At 66.6% G+C, this 17,048-nt stretch carries 13 protein-coding genes, 1 pseudogene and 1 riboswitch; of the genes and pseudogenes, 7 read left to right on the top strand and 7 right to left on the bottom strand.

Annotation, left to right across the window (positions count from 1 at the left end):
• Positions 1-144: 144 nt before the first annotated feature.
• Positions 145-1,641, bottom strand: coding sequence for a glycerol kinase GlpK (gene glpK, locus DFO45_RS20170; protein ID WP_012171234.1), 1,497 nt, complete (start codon positions 1,639-1,641; stop codon positions 145-147).
• Positions 1,642-1,698: 57 nt separating this feature from the next.
• Entirely contained in the window at positions 1,699-3,189 is a 1,491-nt protein-coding gene (locus tag DFO45_RS20165; RefSeq protein WP_245518198.1) for a glycerol-3-phosphate dehydrogenase, read from the bottom strand.
• 620 nt (positions 3,190-3,809) lie between these two features.
• On the opposite strand from DFO45_RS20165, the gene DFO45_RS20160 reads away from it, so the two are divergent.
• From DFO45_RS20160 to DFO45_RS20135, 6 genes are all read left to right on the top strand, one after another.
• Complete coding sequence (locus DFO45_RS20160) at positions 3,810-4,034, top strand: hypothetical protein (RefSeq protein WP_133866263.1); 225 nt, start codon at positions 3,810-3,812, stop codon at positions 4,032-4,034.
• A gap of 454 nt (positions 4,035-4,488) precedes the next feature.
• On the top strand, positions 4,489-4,689 hold the full coding sequence (locus DFO45_RS20155) for a hypothetical protein (RefSeq protein ID WP_043879377.1): 201 nt from the start codon (positions 4,489-4,491) through the stop codon (positions 4,687-4,689).
• Between the two features lie 141 nt (positions 4,690-4,830).
• Positions 4,831-5,814: a phosphotransferase gene (locus DFO45_RS20150; protein WP_245518197.1), complete on the top strand. Its 984-nt coding sequence runs from the start codon at positions 4,831-4,833 to the stop codon at positions 5,812-5,814.
• Between the two features lie 343 nt (positions 5,815-6,157).
• Positions 6,158-7,210 (top strand): polysaccharide deacetylase family protein, encoded by a 1,053-nt coding sequence (locus DFO45_RS20145; protein ID WP_166657196.1) that lies wholly within the window; start codon positions 6,158-6,160, stop codon positions 7,208-7,210.
• Between the two features lie 79 nt (positions 7,211-7,289).
• Entirely contained in the window at positions 7,290-8,027 is a 738-nt protein-coding gene (locus DFO45_RS20140) for an AraC family transcriptional regulator (RefSeq protein ID WP_133866260.1), read from the top strand.
• A 121-nt stretch (positions 8,028-8,148) separates the two neighbouring features.
• The gene (locus DFO45_RS20135) at positions 8,149-8,874 is read left to right on the top strand and encodes a haloacid dehalogenase type II (protein WP_133866259.1); all 726 of its coding nucleotides are present in this window, start codon (positions 8,149-8,151) and stop codon (positions 8,872-8,874) included.
• A 118-nt stretch (positions 8,875-8,992) separates the two neighbouring features.
• On the opposite strand, the gene DFO45_RS20130 is transcribed toward DFO45_RS20135, so the two are convergent.
• The 5 genes from DFO45_RS20130 to DFO45_RS20110 all read right to left on the bottom strand — a co-directional run bounded on the left by DFO45_RS20130 (position 8,993) and on the right by DFO45_RS20110 (position 16,384).
• Positions 8,993-10,006 (bottom strand): alpha/beta hydrolase, encoded by a 1,014-nt coding sequence (locus tag DFO45_RS20130; RefSeq protein WP_043879375.1) that lies wholly within the window; start codon positions 10,004-10,006, stop codon positions 8,993-8,995.
• 263 nt (positions 10,007-10,269) lie between these two features.
• Positions 10,270-11,778 (bottom strand): PepSY domain-containing protein, encoded by a 1,509-nt coding sequence (locus tag DFO45_RS20125; RefSeq protein ID WP_133866258.1) that lies wholly within the window; start codon positions 11,776-11,778, stop codon positions 10,270-10,272.
• Positions 11,778-13,922, bottom strand: coding sequence for a TonB-dependent siderophore receptor (locus DFO45_RS20120; protein ID WP_133866257.1), 2,145 nt, complete (start codon positions 13,920-13,922; stop codon positions 11,778-11,780). The genes DFO45_RS20125 and DFO45_RS20120 overlap by 1 nt, the downstream gene beginning before the upstream one ends.
• 551 nt (positions 13,923-14,473) lie before the next feature.
• Positions 14,474-14,700: riboswitch (cobalamin riboswitch) on the bottom strand.
• A gap of 116 nt (positions 14,701-14,816) precedes the next feature.
• Positions 14,817-15,824: a helix-turn-helix domain-containing protein gene (locus DFO45_RS20115; protein ID WP_133866256.1), complete on the bottom strand. Its 1,008-nt coding sequence runs from the start codon at positions 15,822-15,824 to the stop codon at positions 14,817-14,819.
• A complete protein-coding gene (locus DFO45_RS20110) occupies positions 15,821-16,384 on the bottom strand; it encodes an isochorismatase family protein (RefSeq protein WP_133866255.1) in 564 nt (187 codons plus the stop codon). The genes DFO45_RS20115 and DFO45_RS20110 overlap by 4 nt, the downstream gene beginning before the upstream one ends.
• A 503-nt stretch (positions 16,385-16,887) precedes the next feature.
• Between DFO45_RS20110 and DFO45_RS20105 the strand changes: the two are divergent.
• Positions 16,888-17,048, top strand: a pseudogene (locus tag DFO45_RS20105) (flagellin); the annotation flags it as partial.

Here is a 17,048-nt window from a genome sequence, read left to right as displayed (position 1 = left end):
GCGCGCGTCGCGGACCCATCGGCCATGCGGTCTCTGCCATCAAGAGGGCGCGACTGCGGACGAGGTGAATACTCCCTTCGGATCGCGCCTCAGACCGTGCCGGAGGCTGCTTTGCCAGCCGCCGGCACGGGACACCTTACACCGTCAGCGCGCCCAACCGAGGGAGCGCTCAACGGCCTTGTTCCACGAGCCATACAGGTGTTCGCGCTGCTCCGCAGCCATGTGCGGGTGCCAGCGCCGGTCGACACCCCAGTTCTGGGTGATGTCGTCGGTGGACGCCCAGTAGCCGACGGCAAGGCCCGCCGCATAAGCGGCGCCCAGCGCCGTGGTCTCGATGACCTTGGGGCGGACGACCGGCACGTTCACCATATCGGCCTGGAACTGCATGAGCAGTTCATTCACCACCATGCCGCCGTCGGTGCGCAACTCGCGAATTGCGACCTTGGAATCCTTCACCATGGCTTCCAGCACCTCGCGCGTCTGGTAGGCGGTCGCCTCCAGCGCGGCGCGGGCGATGTGGCCCTTGTTGGCGAAGCGGGTGAGACCGCAGACGACGCCGCGCGCGCTGTCATCCCACCGCGGCGCATAAAGGCCGGAGAAGGCGGGGACGAAATAGACGTCGCCGTTATCGCTGACCGTGCGGGCGAGCGGCTCGATGTCGGCCGAGTTCTTGATGATGCCGAGGTTGTCGCGCAGCCACTGCACCAGGGCGCCGGTGATGGCGATGGAACCTTCCAGCGCATAGACCGCCTTCGCATCGCCGAGCTTGTAGCCCACCGTCGTGATGAGACCGCAGGTGGAGGGGAAGGGCTTCTCACCGGTGTTCATCAGCATGAAGTTGCCGGTGCCGTAGGTGTTCTTGGCTTCGCCCGGATGCAGGCAGGCCTGGCCGAACAGGGCCGCCTGCTGGTCGCCGAGGATGCCGGAGAGCGTCACACCTTCCAGCGGCCCCTTGCCGGTGCCGTAGCGCTCTGAGGAGGAGACGATGCGCGGCAGGCAGGCAGCCGGGATGTTGAACAGCTTCAGGATGTCCTCGTCCCACGCCAGCTTTTCGAGGTCCATCAGCTGGGTGCGCGAGGCGTTGGTGACGTCCGTGATGTGGATGCCGCCGTCCGGGCCGCCGGTCAGGTTCCAGAGCAGCCAGGTATCGATATTGCCGAACAGCGCGTCGCCGGCCTCGGCCTTGGCGCGGGCGCCGGGCACGTTGTCGAGGATCCAGTGCAGCTTCAGGCCGGAGAAATAGGTGGCGAGCGGCAGGCCGGTCTTGGCGCGCAGTCGGTCCTGGCCGCCTTCCTTCGCGTAGCGGGCGACGAGCTGGTCGGTGCGGGTGTCCTGCCAGACGAGGGCGTTGTAGAGCGGCTCGCCGGTCTTGCGGTCCCACAGGAGCGCGGTTTCGCGCTGGTTGGTCACGCCGACGGCGGCGAGGTCGGACGTGGAGAGACCCTTCTTCTCGAGGGCCTCCAGGATCACCGTGCGGGTGTTGAGCCAGATCTCGACCGCATTGTGCTCCACCCAGCCCGGCCGGGGATAGATCTGCTCATGCTCGCGCTGGGCCACGCTGAAGATCTGGCCCTTGCGGTCGAACACGATGAAGCGCGTGCTCGTCGTGCCCTGATCGATGGCGCCCACGTATTTGGTCATGGTCTCCTCCCGTTTTAACCTTGCCGGCATCCGTCCGCGTCTTGGGTGCGGCCGGCGTCAGATGCTGTTGAGGAATGCGTCGATTTCGGCAGCCGCCTCTTTGGGCAGCTTCAGGCCGAGCTTGGTGCGCCGCCACAGCACGTCGCGGGCGGTTCGCGCCCATTCCGCGCTCTTGAGATAGCGCAGCTCCGCTTCGGTCAGCCCGCCGCCGAAGTCGCGGCCGAGGTCCTCGGCCGAGCGGGCGCCGCCCGCGATGGCTTCCACCCGCGTGCCGTAGGTGTGCACCAGCCGCCGGGCGCGATCAGCGCCGAGGAAGGGCTTACGCTTCAGGAGGTCGGCGGCATAGCGGTCGGCATCGCCATCGGGAATGTCGCCGCCGGGCAGCGTCCCCTCCGCCGTCCAGGCGGGCTTGAGGCCCGGAATGTGCGGGGCGAGATCGCGCATCACATGCTCGGCGAGCTTGCGATAGGTGGTGAGCTTGCCGCCGAACACCGAGAGCAGCGGTGCCTGGCCCTCCGGCGCATCGATATCGAACACATAATCGCGCGTGACGGCGGAGGCATTGATGGAGCCGTCGTCGAACAGCGGCCGCACGCCGGAATAGTCCCACACGATATCGGTGCGCGAGATCTCGCGCTTGAACCAGTGGTTGATCGAGGAGATCAGATAGTCCGTCTCGTCATCGGAGATGGCGACATCCTGCGGCGCGCCCGTGTAGGGCACGTCCGTCGTGCCGATCAGTGTCAGATCGTCCTGATAGGGGATGGCGAAGATGATGCGCTTGTCGGGATTTTGCAGGATATAGGCCTGCGTGCCCTCATAGAGGCGGGGCACCACGATATGGCTGCCCTTGACCAGCCGCACGCCCTTGGAGGTGTTGAGCCCGAGGCGATGGTTGAGAACATCCGCCACCCACGGCCCGGCGGCATTGACGAGCACCTTGGCGCGGACCTCGCGTGTCGCGCCGCTGGCGTCCTTGAGGGTCGCCACCCACAGCTTACCCTCGCGCCGGGCGCTCTCGAGGCGGGTGCCCACTTCGACGATCGCGCCGCGCTCCTTTGCATCGAGCGCGTTGAGCACGACGAGGCGGGCGTCATCCACCGCGCAGTCGGAATATTCAAAGCCGACCTTGGTCAGCGGCTTCAGCGGTGCACCGCGCCGGTCGCTGGCGAGGTTGATCCGTTCGCAGCCGGGCAGGCGCTTGCGAGGGGCAAGGTGGTCGTAAAAGAACAGACCCAGCCGCACGAGCCAGGCCGGGCGGATGGAGACGTCGTGCGGCAGAACGAAGCGCAGCGGACGGATGATGTGCGGTGCCATGGCGAGCAGCCGCTCACGCTCCAGCAGCGCCTCGCGCACCAGCCGGAACTCGTAATATTCGAGATAGCGCAGGCCGCCATGGATGAGCTTGGTGGACCAGGAGGAGGTGTGAGCGGCGAGATCGTCCTGCTCCACCATCATCACGGACAGTCCGCGTCCTACGGCGTCGCGGGCAATGCCGGCGCCGTTGATGCCGCCACCCACCACCAGAATGTCGAACGGGCTGCTCACGTCGCCGCCGCTCCCCTGTTGCCGCACCATTGTGCAACTGTCTGCAATGACATTAATCACCTTTCATCAAAATTTCATAGTGCGCGAAAAACGAAAATTTCAAGAAAGTTGTTCCTTGTTGCGGTGCGGCGCCTAATCCGCACAACATGCTGCAATGCAAAAGGAAATGAATGGTGCGGGATGTTGGAGGTCTGGTCTGCTCGCCGGGCGCGTTTTCGCCTTTCGGTCTGTGGATTCACCCCTAGACGTGGTCATTCACCCTTTCGGGCCGCTCAATTGACGCAAAGGTCCACCTTGGGGTGATAGCGGCCATCGAAGCCGGGTGTCGCAGTGACGAGCTTCCGGACGAGTGTGGACCGGCAGTCCGGCGAGCTGGAAGCGGAGATCGCGCGTATCGTTGCCGTGCGTTACGCCTAAGACCCCGAGCAGATCGCCGCCGGTGGCGTCCTCGTGGTGTTGAGCCGCGACGGCAGGGCGCGCGTGGAGCGCGGGTTTATCCGGTCGGAGGACGAGGAGCCGCTGGCCGAGGAAACGGAGGATTCACGGGGCGAGACGGGGGAGAGGCACGGACGAGCGGCGCGGACGCTGGGGAGGGGATCAAGCCGCTGTCGGATGTGCTGATGCGTGACCTCGCCGCGCACCGGACGCTCGGACTGCGGCTGGCGTTGGGGGAACATCCCAAGGTGGCGCTGATCGCGGTCCCCCAATGCGCTGGCGTCGCAGGCTTTCTTGGCGGGCGTTTTTGTTTGGCCAACCAGCCGGCGCTCACGGTTGCTTTGAGCCGGGCGAGATCGAAGTCCACACTCTTCTCTCTGCTGCTAACGGGGGTCATTTCGGGTTCGTGATCGCCGCATTCTCAGTCTCTATCGCTGACGGCCCGCGCCTGCGGCCATGAAGGCATGGCCATCCCCGGATTGTCCTGATCCATCTCCATCGTGTGCCGAATCGCGCCAGATTGGCGGGGATGCTTTGCCGACTGGATGCACGTTGGGCGCGAGAAGCTCTCGTATGTACAATTGATCAACGTGTGTTGTCTTTTCCTGTGCCGGAAAAAGGGCCTGCCGAGATCACAATTCCGTCCCGTTGAAATTCAAGGATCGTTGCTTGAGGTCTTCGGCGGTATGCCGAGCGGTCGTGTTGCGCGTCGAACGAAAGTATTATGCTTGTTCTGCGGTATTTTCGGCGCGGAGGCGGCTCGGGGCATCAAATGGGATGCTTATATTTGGCCGAATGGAAGCATCCCCATTCTTGGGTCCTGCCGGAGCGCGATATAACGGCATCAAAGCATGGGGAAACGTGATGCAGGGTCAGGTTCCGATGGACGATGCCGCTTATCTCAGGGATGAACTGTTGCGCCTGCGGGCGCTGGCCACCCGCCACGGCGGCCAGACGCTGGTCTATCTGCTCGACATGGCTGTGCTCGAGGCCTCTTTCGATCTTCAGCTCTCGCACCGCGAGCAGGCGGTCAGCCACCGCTCGGAAGCCGCCGTGAAACACTGACGGTTCGTCCGGCGATTGCGCGGGCGCTTGTGTGTCGGCCCACACCAGCGCCGGCACCTCTCCCGGTTGGCGGGCTCTCGTGGCAAAACACGCCCGAGCGAATCCATCGGCGCACTGCCGTGGGCGGCCGTGGGGACGAGGGTGTACGACAGCGGTTTCATTGCCAGATTGCAGGATGCGCTCTCCCGCGCGCTGCCGCGCTGGGGCCTGAGCCCGGGCTGCGCGCCGGAACTTCTGGCCATCTCCGAGAATGCGACCTTCAAGGTCGAGGTGCCGGGCGCGAACGCCATGGTGTTCCGGGTGCATCGGCCCGGCTATCACACCCGTGCCGAAATCGCGTCGGAACTGGCCTGGCTTGACGCCCTGCGGGCCGAAGGGCTCGTCGCCACGCCCCATCCCATTCGCCAGCTCGATGGCTCCTTGATCGCGGATATCGACGATCGCGGGGTGCCGCGCCATGTGGTCGCCTTCGACTTCATTCCCGGACAGGAGCCGGTTGCCGGCGCCGCCCTGGCGCCCTGGTTCCGGGAACTCGGGCGCATCCATGCCGTGCTGCACGATCAGGCGCGGCGGTGGCGGCGCCCCACGGACTTCGCGCGCAAGCGCTGGAATTTCGCGTCCACGCTCGGTGAGGCCCCGCTGTGGGGCGACTGGCGCGCGGCGCTGGGGTTGGAGGCACCGGGGCGGGCCCTGCTGCAGCGGACGGTGGATGTGGTGGGGCGGGCGTGCGCAGACCTCGGGGAGGGGCCGGAGGCGTTTGGCCTCATCCATGCGGACCTGCGGCTGGCCAATCTGCTGGTGGACGGCGACCGCCTCACCCTCATCGATTTCGATGACTGCGGCTTCTCCTGGTTCCTCTATGATTTCGCCGCAGCCGTCAGCTTCATCGAGCATGAGCCCTTCATTCCGGAACTCAAGGTGGCCTGGATCGAGGGCTATGGCCAACGCGCGCGGCTTTCGGCGGAGCAGGTGCGCCAGCTCGACCTGTTCGTCATGCTGCGGCGCATCCTGCTCACCGCCTGGATCGCGTCGCACAGCGAGACTCCGACCGCCCAGAGCCTGGGTGCGGCCTATACCGACGGCACGCTTGCACTGGCAGACAGCTTCCTGAGCAGCTTTGCCTGAGCAGGGGGCGTTGCGGCCTTTTACCGTCGGTCGCTGCCGGGTGATCCCGCAAATAATCCTGATCCTGCATGGACACACCGTCAGCCATGCGGCCATCGCGTGGCGCCGCGCTGGCGCGCGCCCGCGCAAAGGCGTAAGAAACTACTTGGGGTTGATCGCCGCAATCTGCGCTTTCGGGCTGGATGGAGCCACGGCTTCACACTTTCTCCACTCTGTTGGGCTGAAACTGGCGGCAATCATCGTTCAACGGGTGCAAGGTCTGGCCGTGAAAGTCATCGTCGCAGCGTCTGCCGCCGGGGCAGCGGCCGTCCTTGGCCTCGGGTTCGTGTTCGGACCCATGTTGATGTCGTCGTCCGAGTCCGCGACAGCCGCCGTATCCAAGCCCGTGCCCACTATTTCGGCTCCCGCCACGGGCGCGGTGCAGGTGGCGCAGGCCAATGTTCCGGCCAAGCTCCCCATCTCCAGCGACGCCTCCAGCAACCCCTTCTTCTCCTCGGCCTTCCCGCCCGGTGCGGCGAATCCGAACCCGGTCGCCATGCTCGGCCCGAGCGCGCCGCCGCCCGTCGAGGCGTCCGCGCCCAAGGGACCTGCGGCCTATCGCCAGGCCAATGTGGACGGGCCCTATATCGCCCTGACCTTCGACGACGGCCCGAGCCCGGAGACGACGCCGAAGCTGCTGAAGATTCTCGAAGAGCGCCACATCAAGGCGACCTTCTTCATGCTCGGCCAGAATGTCGCCGCGAACCCCGAGGTGGTGCGCGCGGTGGCGGCCGGAGGCAACGAGATCGGCAGCCATTCCTGGAACCACCCGCAACTGCCGAAGATTCCGGTCGCGGCCGCGGACAAGCAGCTTGAGGATACGTCCGACGCCATCTTCAACGTGACGGGCCGTCGTCCCATCTATCTGCGCCCGCCCTATGGCGCCATGACCAAGTCCCTGGAAGCCCATATTGAACAGAAGTACGGCCTCAGCCTGATCTTCTGGTCGGTGGACCCGCTGGACTGGAAGATCCGCGATTCGCAGAGCGTCTACGACCAGATCATGAAGCAGGTCCGGCCCGGCGCCATCATCCTGTCGCACGATATCCATCCGACCACGGTGGCCGCCATGCCGCGCGTGATCGATACGCTGCTGGCCAAGGGCTACAAGTTCGTCACGGTTTCCGAACTCATTGCCATGAACAAGCCGGCCCCGCCCAAGCCCGTCGTGGCCGCGGCGCCTCCCGGCGCGGTGCAGCAGCGCAAGAAGCCGAAGCAGACGGCCCAGAACACGCCGGCGGGTCAGGCGAAGCCCGCTGTCGCCACGCGTCCGGCGCCTGCGCCGTCGCCGGCGTCCGCCACGGTTCCGGGCGAGCCCATGACGATCCGTCCCGGCGGAACCGTCGGCATCTACTGAGCTGAAACGGGCCGCTTGTGGCGGCCCGTGCCTGTTCTAGACTGGGCGCTTCCGCCTGAGGTGCAGGCTAGGTCGTTCCATGTCCATCCAGCTTGAGATTCGCTCCTACAGCGGTGCCGGGCGCCACACGCACGATTATGTGCAGGTGCTCGTCCCCATGCGTGGGGCCATGCAGCTGGACGTGGAAGGGCAGGTGGATGTGGTCGCGAGCCAGTGTGTCGCGGTCATCCCGAGCCTTCATGCCCATGATTTCGCGCCAAGCCGCGATTGCAGCCTGATGGTGCTGGATGTGGAGCGGGCCGCCCTTGCCGAAGCAGCGCCCCGGCTGGTGGATACACGCGTCCCGCTGGTCTCCCGGCTCGATCCCTTCGCCTGGCGCCTGTTCCATCTGCTCGGTGCCGAGATTGGGCAGAATGCGCGGCGGGCGCGGGACGCGGCGCCGCTGGCGCTGGCGGGCCTCCGCCTCGTTGCGCCGCGGCCGGGACATCGGCGCGATGCCGCCGCGCGGGTGACCGAGTTTGCCAAAGGCTGCATTGCCGGCCAGCGGGTGCCCGTAGCCGAGATGGCGGAGGGGGCAGGGCTCGGCCAGAGCCAGTTCCACGCCGTGTTCCGCGCCACCACCGGGCAGTCGCCGAAGCAGTATCAGCTCGCGCACAGCTTCGAGCGGGCGGCGGATCTGCTGGCGTCGACGGACGAGCCGGTCGCGGAGATCGCCTATCGGCTCGGCTACCAGAACGCCTCGTCCTTCAACCGCCAGTTCAAGCGCCGCTTCGGCGTGACGCCGTCCGTCTTCCGCGCCGCCGGCCGGACAGCTTGAACCGGCAAGTGAGCCCACCGCAGGTTTGGACAAGCCGTCCGCAGGTTCGGCTCATCCCTCCGTGAGCCGCTTCGGCTAAGGAAGGCACAGACCGGCGCCGGTGCGCCCTGAGGCCTGATCCATGCAACTGACCGACTTCACCACGCTCACCTTTGATTGCTACGGCACGCTGATCGACTGGGAGACCGGCATCTGGAATGCCCTCCAGCCGCTGCTGAGCGAGGGGCGCCTGACCATCGGCCGGGAGGAGGCGCTGGAGACCTTCGCCAGGCACGAGACGGAACAGGAGATCGAGACGCCGTCCCTGCGCTATTCGGCGCTGCTGGCTGTCGTCCATGCCCGCCTCGCCCGCGTCTGGGGCCTCCATGTCCATGCGGACCTGCATGAGCGGTTCGGAGCTTCGGTGCCGGACTGGCCGACCTTTCCCGACTCGGCCGCGGCGCTCGCCTACCTGAAGCGCCATTACAAGCTGGTCATCCTCTCCAACGTGGATCGCACCAGCTTTGCCGCCAGCAATCGCAAGCTGGGCGTGGCGTTTGATGCCATCTACACGGCCGAGGACATCGGCTCATACAAGCCGGACGATCGCAATTTCGCGTTTCTGCTCGCACATCTTGAGGCCGAACTGGGCGTGAAGCCGGGGCAGGTGCTGCACACGGCTCAGAGCCTGCATCACGACCATGTGCCGGCGGAGCGGGCCGGGCTGGCGCGGGCCTGGATCGACCGGCGATTTGGACAGTCGGGCAGCGGGGCGACGCTGCCGACCGAGCGACAGCCGCAGGTGGATTTCCATTTCCGCACCCTCGGCGAACTCGCGGACGCGCACCGCACGCTCGTCGGGGGCTGAAGCCGGACGCCGGGCTCCAGACAGCACGACACCCGCGCGCCGGTCGGGCACGCGGGTGTCGATGTCAAAAGCTGCCGCGAGGAAGTGGCTCCGGCTTTGCGCGCCGGAGCCTGTGGCCTCACGCCTTGATGAAGGCGAGGATGTCGGCGTTCAGCACGTCCGCATCGACGGTCAGCATGCCGTGCGAATAGCCGGGGTAGGTCTTCAGCGTGCCGTGCTTCAGCAGCTTGATGGACTTCATGGCCGAGTCCGCGATCGGAACGATCTGGTCGTCTTCGCCGTGCAGCACGAGGGTCGGGACCGTGATGGTCTTGAGGTCCTCGGTCTGGTCGGTCTCGGAGAAGGCCTTGATGCCTTCGTAATGGGCGAGGGCGCTGCCCATCATGCCCTGACGCCACCAGTTCTGGATCACGCCCGGATAGACCTTCGCGTTCGGACGGTTGAAGCCGTAGAACGGGCCGGTGGGCACGTCGAGGAAGAACTGGGCGCGGTTCTCGGCGGTCGCCTTGCGGAAGCCGTCGAACACTTCGAGCGGCAGGCCTTCCGGGTTGGCGGCGGTCTTCAGCATCAGCGGGGGCACGGCGGAGACCAGCACCGCCTTGGCGACGCGGCCGGCCGGCTGTCCGTGCTTGGCCACATAGCGGGCGACTTCACCGCCGCCGGTGGAATGGCCGATATGGACGGCATTCTTCAGGTTGAGGTGCTCGACGACGGCGAAGGCGTCGGCGGCGTAATGGTCCATGTCGTGGCCATAGCTCACCTGGCTGGAGCGGCCGTGGCCGCGGCGGTCATGGGCCACGACGCGGAAACCCTTGCTGACGAAGAACAGCATCTGGGCGTCCCAGTCGTCGGACGAGAGCGGCCAGCCGTGGTGGAACACGATCGGCTGGGCCTCCTTCGGACCCCAGTCCTTGTAGAAGATCTCGACGCCGTCCTTGGTGGTCACGCTGGGCATGGCGGTATGTCCGTTGGCTGAAGTGGGGGAAGAGGGACCGGCAGCAAAGGCCGGCATGGAGCCGAGTGTGAGCGCGAGGCCCGCACCGGCGGCAAGGCCGAGAACGTCGCGTCGGCTGGGGGCCGAAACGGCGTCCGGTGTGGGGACGTCTGCGGAGCGGTTCAGCTCCTTCGGCATGAGATCCGTCGCGACGGATCCTGAGTTGGCACTTGCGGTCATTGGTTTTGGTGCTCGTCGGAAAGCGCCAGGCGCACCCGGCGCGAATGAGCGGGCAGAGGTCCGGGCGCTCTGGCAACCCGTGCCGGAGCCCTTCGGTTGCAACCTCGGGGCCGTGCCAGCCCGCGCAAACTGCCGCCGTTTGCACGAGCCTTCTTGTCGCATCACATGATGCTTGGAACTTTCACACGGCCCGGCGGGCTCCAGCGCGAAATAGTGAAGCCTCAGCTTGCCGAGCCGGCTTCCGGCCGCCGCGCGGCAGGCTTGCGGCGGGTGAGCCGGCGCCAGCCGATGACAATGCCGCTGACGCTGATGATCATCCCGGCGGCGCAGAGCACCAGCATCACCCCGTCCCAGACCGGGCGATGGCGCAGAAGCAGCGGCAGGTCGAGGCTGTGCAGCCCGTTATAGAGCCAGCGGTACAGCCGCAGGCTGGCGGTGCTGCTGCCGACGATCCGTCCGGTTGCCGGGTCCACGTGCACCCAGCTTTGCTGCGCGTCGCCGAACACGATACGCACCACGGGCAGCGGCCTCTCGCGGTGGTGGCTGTACCAATAGGCGTCCGCTTCGGTGAGGCGCGTCACCTGAAGGATCGGTGTGCCGGGCCGCAGGAGAGGCGCGGCCGCTGCAATGTCGGCATCCGAGAGCACAACCGGACTGCCTTCGGCATCCACCAAAGCGAGGCGCGAGCGGCCATCGGCCAGCAGCACGAGGGGCCGGCCGGCGAACCACGTCACCCGCGCCTCGACGGCCTGCGGCAGCGTACGCGGTGTGATCTGTGCAGGATCGCCCGGAAAGGTCCGGCCGTCTGCCCCCTCGAATGCCGCCATCTGCGCCGGTGATAAGGGCGAACGGGCGAAGGCGTTGCCCGGATTGAGCGACATCCAGCCTGAGAAGAGAAAGGTGAGAACGGCGAGGCCGCCCGCCAGCCCCGCCATGTGATGCCAGAGCATCCAGCCGCGATAGGGGGACACCCGCCCGCCCGCATAGCGCGTCCGCCCGAGCTTTGCCCGCAGCAGGCCGATCCAGAGGCCGGTCACGGCGACCGCCAAGGACAGGCCGGAGATCCAGAGCACCACATTGGCCCAGAGCGTCCCGTTCTGGCGCAGGGGCGTGACATAGATCCAGTGCGGGACGGCGCCGAGCCAGTTCCAGAAGCGTTCGGCCCGCGTCGTGCGCAGCACGATCTCGCCTGTCCGGGAGGAGACGTGGAGGCGCGTGCCGGCCGCATCCTCCAGCGCCACCAGATGCAGGGGGCGATGGGGACCGTAGGATTGCGGCACGGTCCATTGATCGCGCGCAAGCGTTTCGACGAGCCGGGCCTCGGCCCCGCCGCGGCCAGCACGGACAAGGGCAAGGGCCTGCGGCCCGTCCACCGGTGGGAGCATGTCGCCGGTGCGGGCGGAGAGCACGCTCAGCGTCCCGTCGCTCCGCACCGCCCGATAGACGGGCTCCGTGCCGCGCATGTGCAGGAGAAGGTCGCGGGGTGGTGCGCCGAGTGCATGCGTCACCTCCGCCGGGGTGATCTTCACAGCCGACCAGTCGATGGGCGGGAGAGCCTCCCGGCGCGCCCGTTCGGACAGCGACGGGAAGGGCACGTACATCATCACCACACCGGAGGCGAACCACATGGCGAACAGCAGGCAGGCGGCGATCCCCACCCATCGGTGCACCTTGTAGAGCCAGGACCGGACGACCTTCCACACGCGGGCGCGCGACGGGGCCCGTGCCATCAGAAGCGCACGCTGGACGAGAGTTCCACCGTGCGCGGCTGGCCGAGCACCCACTGGCCTGTATTTCCGGCCACCGCATAGGTCTCGTCGAACAGGTTGTAGACCCGCAGCGTGATGTTGGCCGCCGGCGTGGGGGCCCACTGGAGCCCGCCATTGACCACATAATACTCCGGCCGCTGGACGGTATTGGCTTCGTTCACGAACACCGGCCCCACATATTGCAGGCCTGCCCAGGTCTTCCACTTGGGTGCGAAATTCCAGGTAAGCCAGACATTGCCGACCTGCTCCGGCACGCCGACGGGCGTGTTGCCGGTGGCGTTGATGCCGCCCGTGGTGATGTAATTGTCATAGCGGGCGTCGAGCAGCGCGAGATTGGCCGAGATCCGCCAGTTCTCCAGGAAGGAGACGGACACCGTACCCTCGACGCCGCGTGAGGATTGCTGGCCGATCTGTTCGGTCACCTGGGAATTGGCGGAAGAGCGGGCCAGCAGGTTGTATTTCGTGATGTCGTAGACGGCGAAGGTCCACTCGCCGCGACCGCCCCAGAACACCTGCTTGATGCCCGCCTCATACTGCTCGGCGGTGGTCAGGTTGAAATTGGCATTGGCACTCGAGAGCGTGATGAGGCCGGCCACCGGGTCGATGCCGGTGGTGTAGGAGGCATAGAGCGAGAGATCCTGAACCGGTGAGTAGATGACGCCGATGCGCCCGGTCACCGCGGAATAGGACTTCTGGAACTCCTCCTGCGCGGTGACGAGATTGGTGCGGGTGATGGTCGGGTTCTCCCAGCGCAGCCCGCCGACGATGGACCAGTGCTCGTCGAGCACGAGGCGATCTTCCGCGAACAGGGAATACTGCGTTGTGTCCGTGTGATATTTCGGCACGGTCGGATCGGGGCTCGCGAACGTGCCCGGATTGAAACCGATGAGGGGCACGGACGAGGAGCCGCGATAGGGCGAGTTGTTGGTGTGGGTGAAGTCGATGCTGTTGATGTCGAAGCCCACGACCACCTCGTTCGCGAAGCCGAGGACGCTGCCGCGCCAGGCGGCGTCCGTGCGGTTCCCGAGCTGGCTCTGGTCGTGCATGATCTCGATATAGTCCGAGCGGCGCACGAGGCCGGTGGCCGGCTGGAAGGCATAGGTCTCGGAATCGCGCCAGTGCCGGTCGCTGATCAGGTAATAGAAGGTCGAGCGCACGGTCAGCGCATCGCTCGGTGCCCATTCGGCCTTGAACTGGCTCCAGTTGTCGGAATAGCGGATGGCGGCGTCGCCGACATTGTAGTTCTGGTTGCGCAGCAGCCCCGTGAACTGACCGTTGATGAGCGGCGTCCCGAAATATTTCTGCGGCTCCTGATAGCCGTAATCATTGCTCAGCGAGAGGACGAGCGTATCCGACGCCTGGATGCGCACCGCCGCGGACACGGCGAGCGAGCCATTGTCGCCCCGGTCCACCCAGCCGTCGGACAGTTTGCCGGCGATGTCGAACCGGTAGGATACGCGGTCATTGATGGGGCCGGTGGCATCGAGCGCCAGCCGGCCCGACATGAGGGAATCCACCGCCATCAGGGCCTCGCCATGACTGGACAGCGGGTCCGGCTTGCGCGGCACCACATTGACCACGCCGCCGATGGCGTCGTCGCCATAGAGAACGGACGCGGGGCCGCGCAGCACCTCGATCCGCTCGGCGGACCAGGTGTCGAACGGGAAGGTGACGGTTCCCGCGCCCACGTAAAGCCGCGTGCCGTCATAGAGCTGCATCACCGAGCCGTGGCCGGAGAAGCCGCGGGTGCTGAGCGACGTGCCGCCGTTGCCCGGCGCGGGGCTGGCGCTGAAGCCAGCGGCATCCTGCGTCACCGCCTCGATCACCGTATATTGGCCGCGTTCACGGGCGATCTCGCCGGGGATGATCTGCACGCTGGACGGCGTCTGAAGCGGCGTCAGGTCGAGGCGGCTGCCGGTCATGGAGGGCACGAGCAGATTGAGCCCGTCGCCCAGCGGCTGTGCGCTCACGTCCAGCGTATCCAGCGCGATGGTGGTGGTCTCCGGGGGCGCCGACTGGGCGCGCGCGGCATCGGCGAGCGGCAGGGTGGCGGCGAGGGCGAGGACGGCCCCTTGGGCCCGGGAGGCGTGCGCGCGCGGCGGCATGGTGTCACCTTTCAAGTGAGCAAAAAGTCAGCAAATGGCATGACGAAGGTGTTCGCCGCGCGCGGGGCGCGGCGTCAGCGGTGGCGATCAGGCGAAGAGATGCGAAGCCTCACGCACCCGCGGTCCGTGGACGCGGGCGGTGGGCTTGCGGAAGCTTGCCTGGAAAGAGGAGGGTCGCCGGCTCAGTGCCGCCGGATGGCGACGGCCGCGCGCGTCAACAGCACCGCTGCCGCAGGCAGGCGGTTGGCGTGTTGCATGTCTCTCGCCGTGCGGCTGCGTCGGTCAGCACGTCTGCCCCCACCCTTGTGGCCTCCACGAGCCCGATCATCCGTGGTCATGCGGCTCATGGTAAATGATATAATGTATCTTTTACATGCCATGGGGAAAGGCGCCCTGCAAGGGCGCACGCGCAAAAACTCTGACGGACGGGAAGTTCCGTGCCACGCACACATCCGAACCATAGGTCTCAACCCCGATTGCGGGCGAGGCATGGCGGTATGCAGGGCGCCCGCGGTAGCGAGGGCTCGACAGACCACCGGGACACCCCGCCCGAGGACACGCAGCGTCGGGGCAGGTCTCCTGGCTCACGGGTCAGCGCAACGGCCCGGCCTTCCCAGGATATCCCTCCCAGTGGCGCGAATGGGCCCTTGCTCGCCGCTTACAGTTGCGGGGGCAGCTTCGGCATTGGCGCGCTTCCCAAAGGAAGCAGGTCGCACCGAATTCCCTCTTAGCTCCGCAACCGGATTCGGTGCGGAGAACCTCGACGGCGCCCACGGTGCCTCTTGGGAAGGGGCACCGTCAAGGGGCGGTCGCTACACGTTTTGCGGGCATGTGATGGCTGTGCCGCACGTTCGGCTGTCCCAGGACGTGCTGAGGCCCGGCTCACCGGCCGTATCAGCCCTGCGCCAGCTGGGCGCGCAACTGGCCCGGAGGCACGGCCTGCAGGCGGTTCCACGCGCGGCGAAACTGGCGGGCAGAGGAAAAGCCGGAGCTTTCGGCGATGGCGTCCATGTCGAGACGCGAATGCACCACCATGTCGCGGGCGAGCGCAATGCGCATGCGGTTCACATATTCCGTGACGCTCATGCCCGCATGTTCGTTGAACAGGCGCGAGAGGTTGCGCGGGCTGGTGCCGGCCACGTCGGCCATCGCCTCGACGGACCAGTCGCGGGCGGGATCGGCACCCACCGCATCCTGCGCTCTATGGATGGCCGGATGGATATGGTTGCGTCCCTCGAGCCAGGGAGACAACTGCGGGTCGCCGCCGCCGCGCCGCAGATAGACCACCAGCATGCGGGCCGCGGCGACGGCCGTCGCGTGGCCGACCTCGCGCGCCACGAAGGCGAGCATGAGATCGATGCCGGCGGTGACGCCGGCGCTGGTCAGGCGGTCGCGATCCTCCACATAGAGTCGGTTCTCCCGGACACGGGCGTGTGGGGCGAGGGCGGCGAGCTGTGCCAGCGTTCCGAAATGGGTGGTGCAGTCATAGCCGTCCAAAAGCCCGGCGCGGGCGGCCAGCAGCGCGCCCGAGCAGATGGTGGCGAGACGCACCTGCGGGCGGATGGCCGTGCGCAGCCACGCGACGATGGACGCTGCGTCCGCCTCGTCCTGTGCTGCCGTCGAGGATGGAGAGCCGAGCGGCGTCTCCACGGACCCCGAGACGAGGACGAGCGCGCCGTCCGGCACCGAGCGGGGCAGGGGACGAATGCCGGCGAGCGGCAGCCCGATGGAGCTGTGCACCTGCTCGGATGGACCCACGTACGTCACGTCGAACCGCACGTCGTCCTGCGCCTGATTGGCCTGGCGCAGGACTTCGATGGGGCCCGCAAGGTCGAGCAGGAGCGCCCGCGGCGGCACCACCGCGAGGACCGGAGTGATCCGTGCGGGGCGCCGGGTGCTCATGCCGCCTGCCGCGACGCGCGGCCGGCGAGAGCCTCCGCAACGCTGGCGATCCGCGCGAAGCGTCCATCGAGCACGAGTTCCGTGCGGGCGCGGATGTCGGCCGCGCTCCAGTCCCGGCCGGTGCGGTCGGTCATGGGGAAGGTGAGGGTGGCCTCGGTGACGTAGTCCACCGCATAGCCGAGGTCGGAAGCATGGCGCGTGGTAGTCTCGCAGCACTGCTCGGTGCGGATGCCGGAGACGATGATCCGCCGGATGCCGTGGCTTGTCAGCCAGACATCGAGGCCGGTGCCCACCAGCGCGCTGTGGCGGCGCTTGCGGAAGACGGCGCTCGCCTCCACGCGCAGCGGATCGAGGGCCGTGACAAAGCCGGAGGCCTCGGAGAAGGGACCGGCGTCTTCCACGTGGAAAATCTGGATGACGGGCAGGCCCGCGGCTTGTGCCCCGTCGATCAGCGCCTGCTGGCGGGACACATAGGCATCCAGCTCATCGGCGCGGAAGTAGGGGCGGTGGCGGAAGGACTCCTGCGCATCGATGACCAGAAGAGCGGCGGGATCGGACATTTTCGGCAATCCTCGTTGGGGAAGCGTCATGGATCTTAGCCCCTGTGGCATTGCCGCCAATGGCCCGTACGGCCCAAATGCGGACATTTCACGCCAAATGTCTCGCAGGCCAGGACGGCGCGTGGTCCGGTCCGGATCGGACCATATCGTGGAATAAGTAGGTGATCATTATTCCGGACCTGAGATGCGGCGGACGGACGTGGCCAGCGCCGGGCAAGTCGGCGTGACAGTAAATTCAGTCCGACTGATGATATGTCGAAAGGCAAATGCTGGGTCCCGCACCGTATTCGGCCTGCGGCGAATTTTCCTCCGCGGAGGTACTAGCCTCGCGCAAGCTTGCTGGGTATGATGATTGGGTAATGACAGGTTGATTGCTCTTCCAAGAAGAGCCGGGTGTGCCACTGGCTGACCCTCGATCAAAGGCATGAAGCCGCCCTGCCATTGCCGGTATCAGCCCGGTATGTCCCGACATCATCGCTCTTTCCAATGATGGGACATCAGTCATGACCAGCATCATCACCAACAATGCCGCCAGCGTTGCTCTCGCGACCCTGCGCTCCATCAACGATAGCCTCAACACCACCAACGACCGCGTCTCCACCGGCAAGAAGATCAATTCTGCCGCTGACGGCGCCGCCTACTGGAACATCTCCACCACCCTGAC

Origin of the sequence: Azorhizobium sp. AG788, from assembly GCF_004364705.1 — a bacterium.
GTDB classification, from domain to species: Bacteria; Pseudomonadota; Alphaproteobacteria; order Rhizobiales; family Xanthobacteraceae; genus Azorhizobium; species Azorhizobium caulinodans.
The sequence above is the reverse complement of the archived record's forward strand: the minus strand, read 5'-3'. Positions and strand labels throughout refer to the sequence as shown.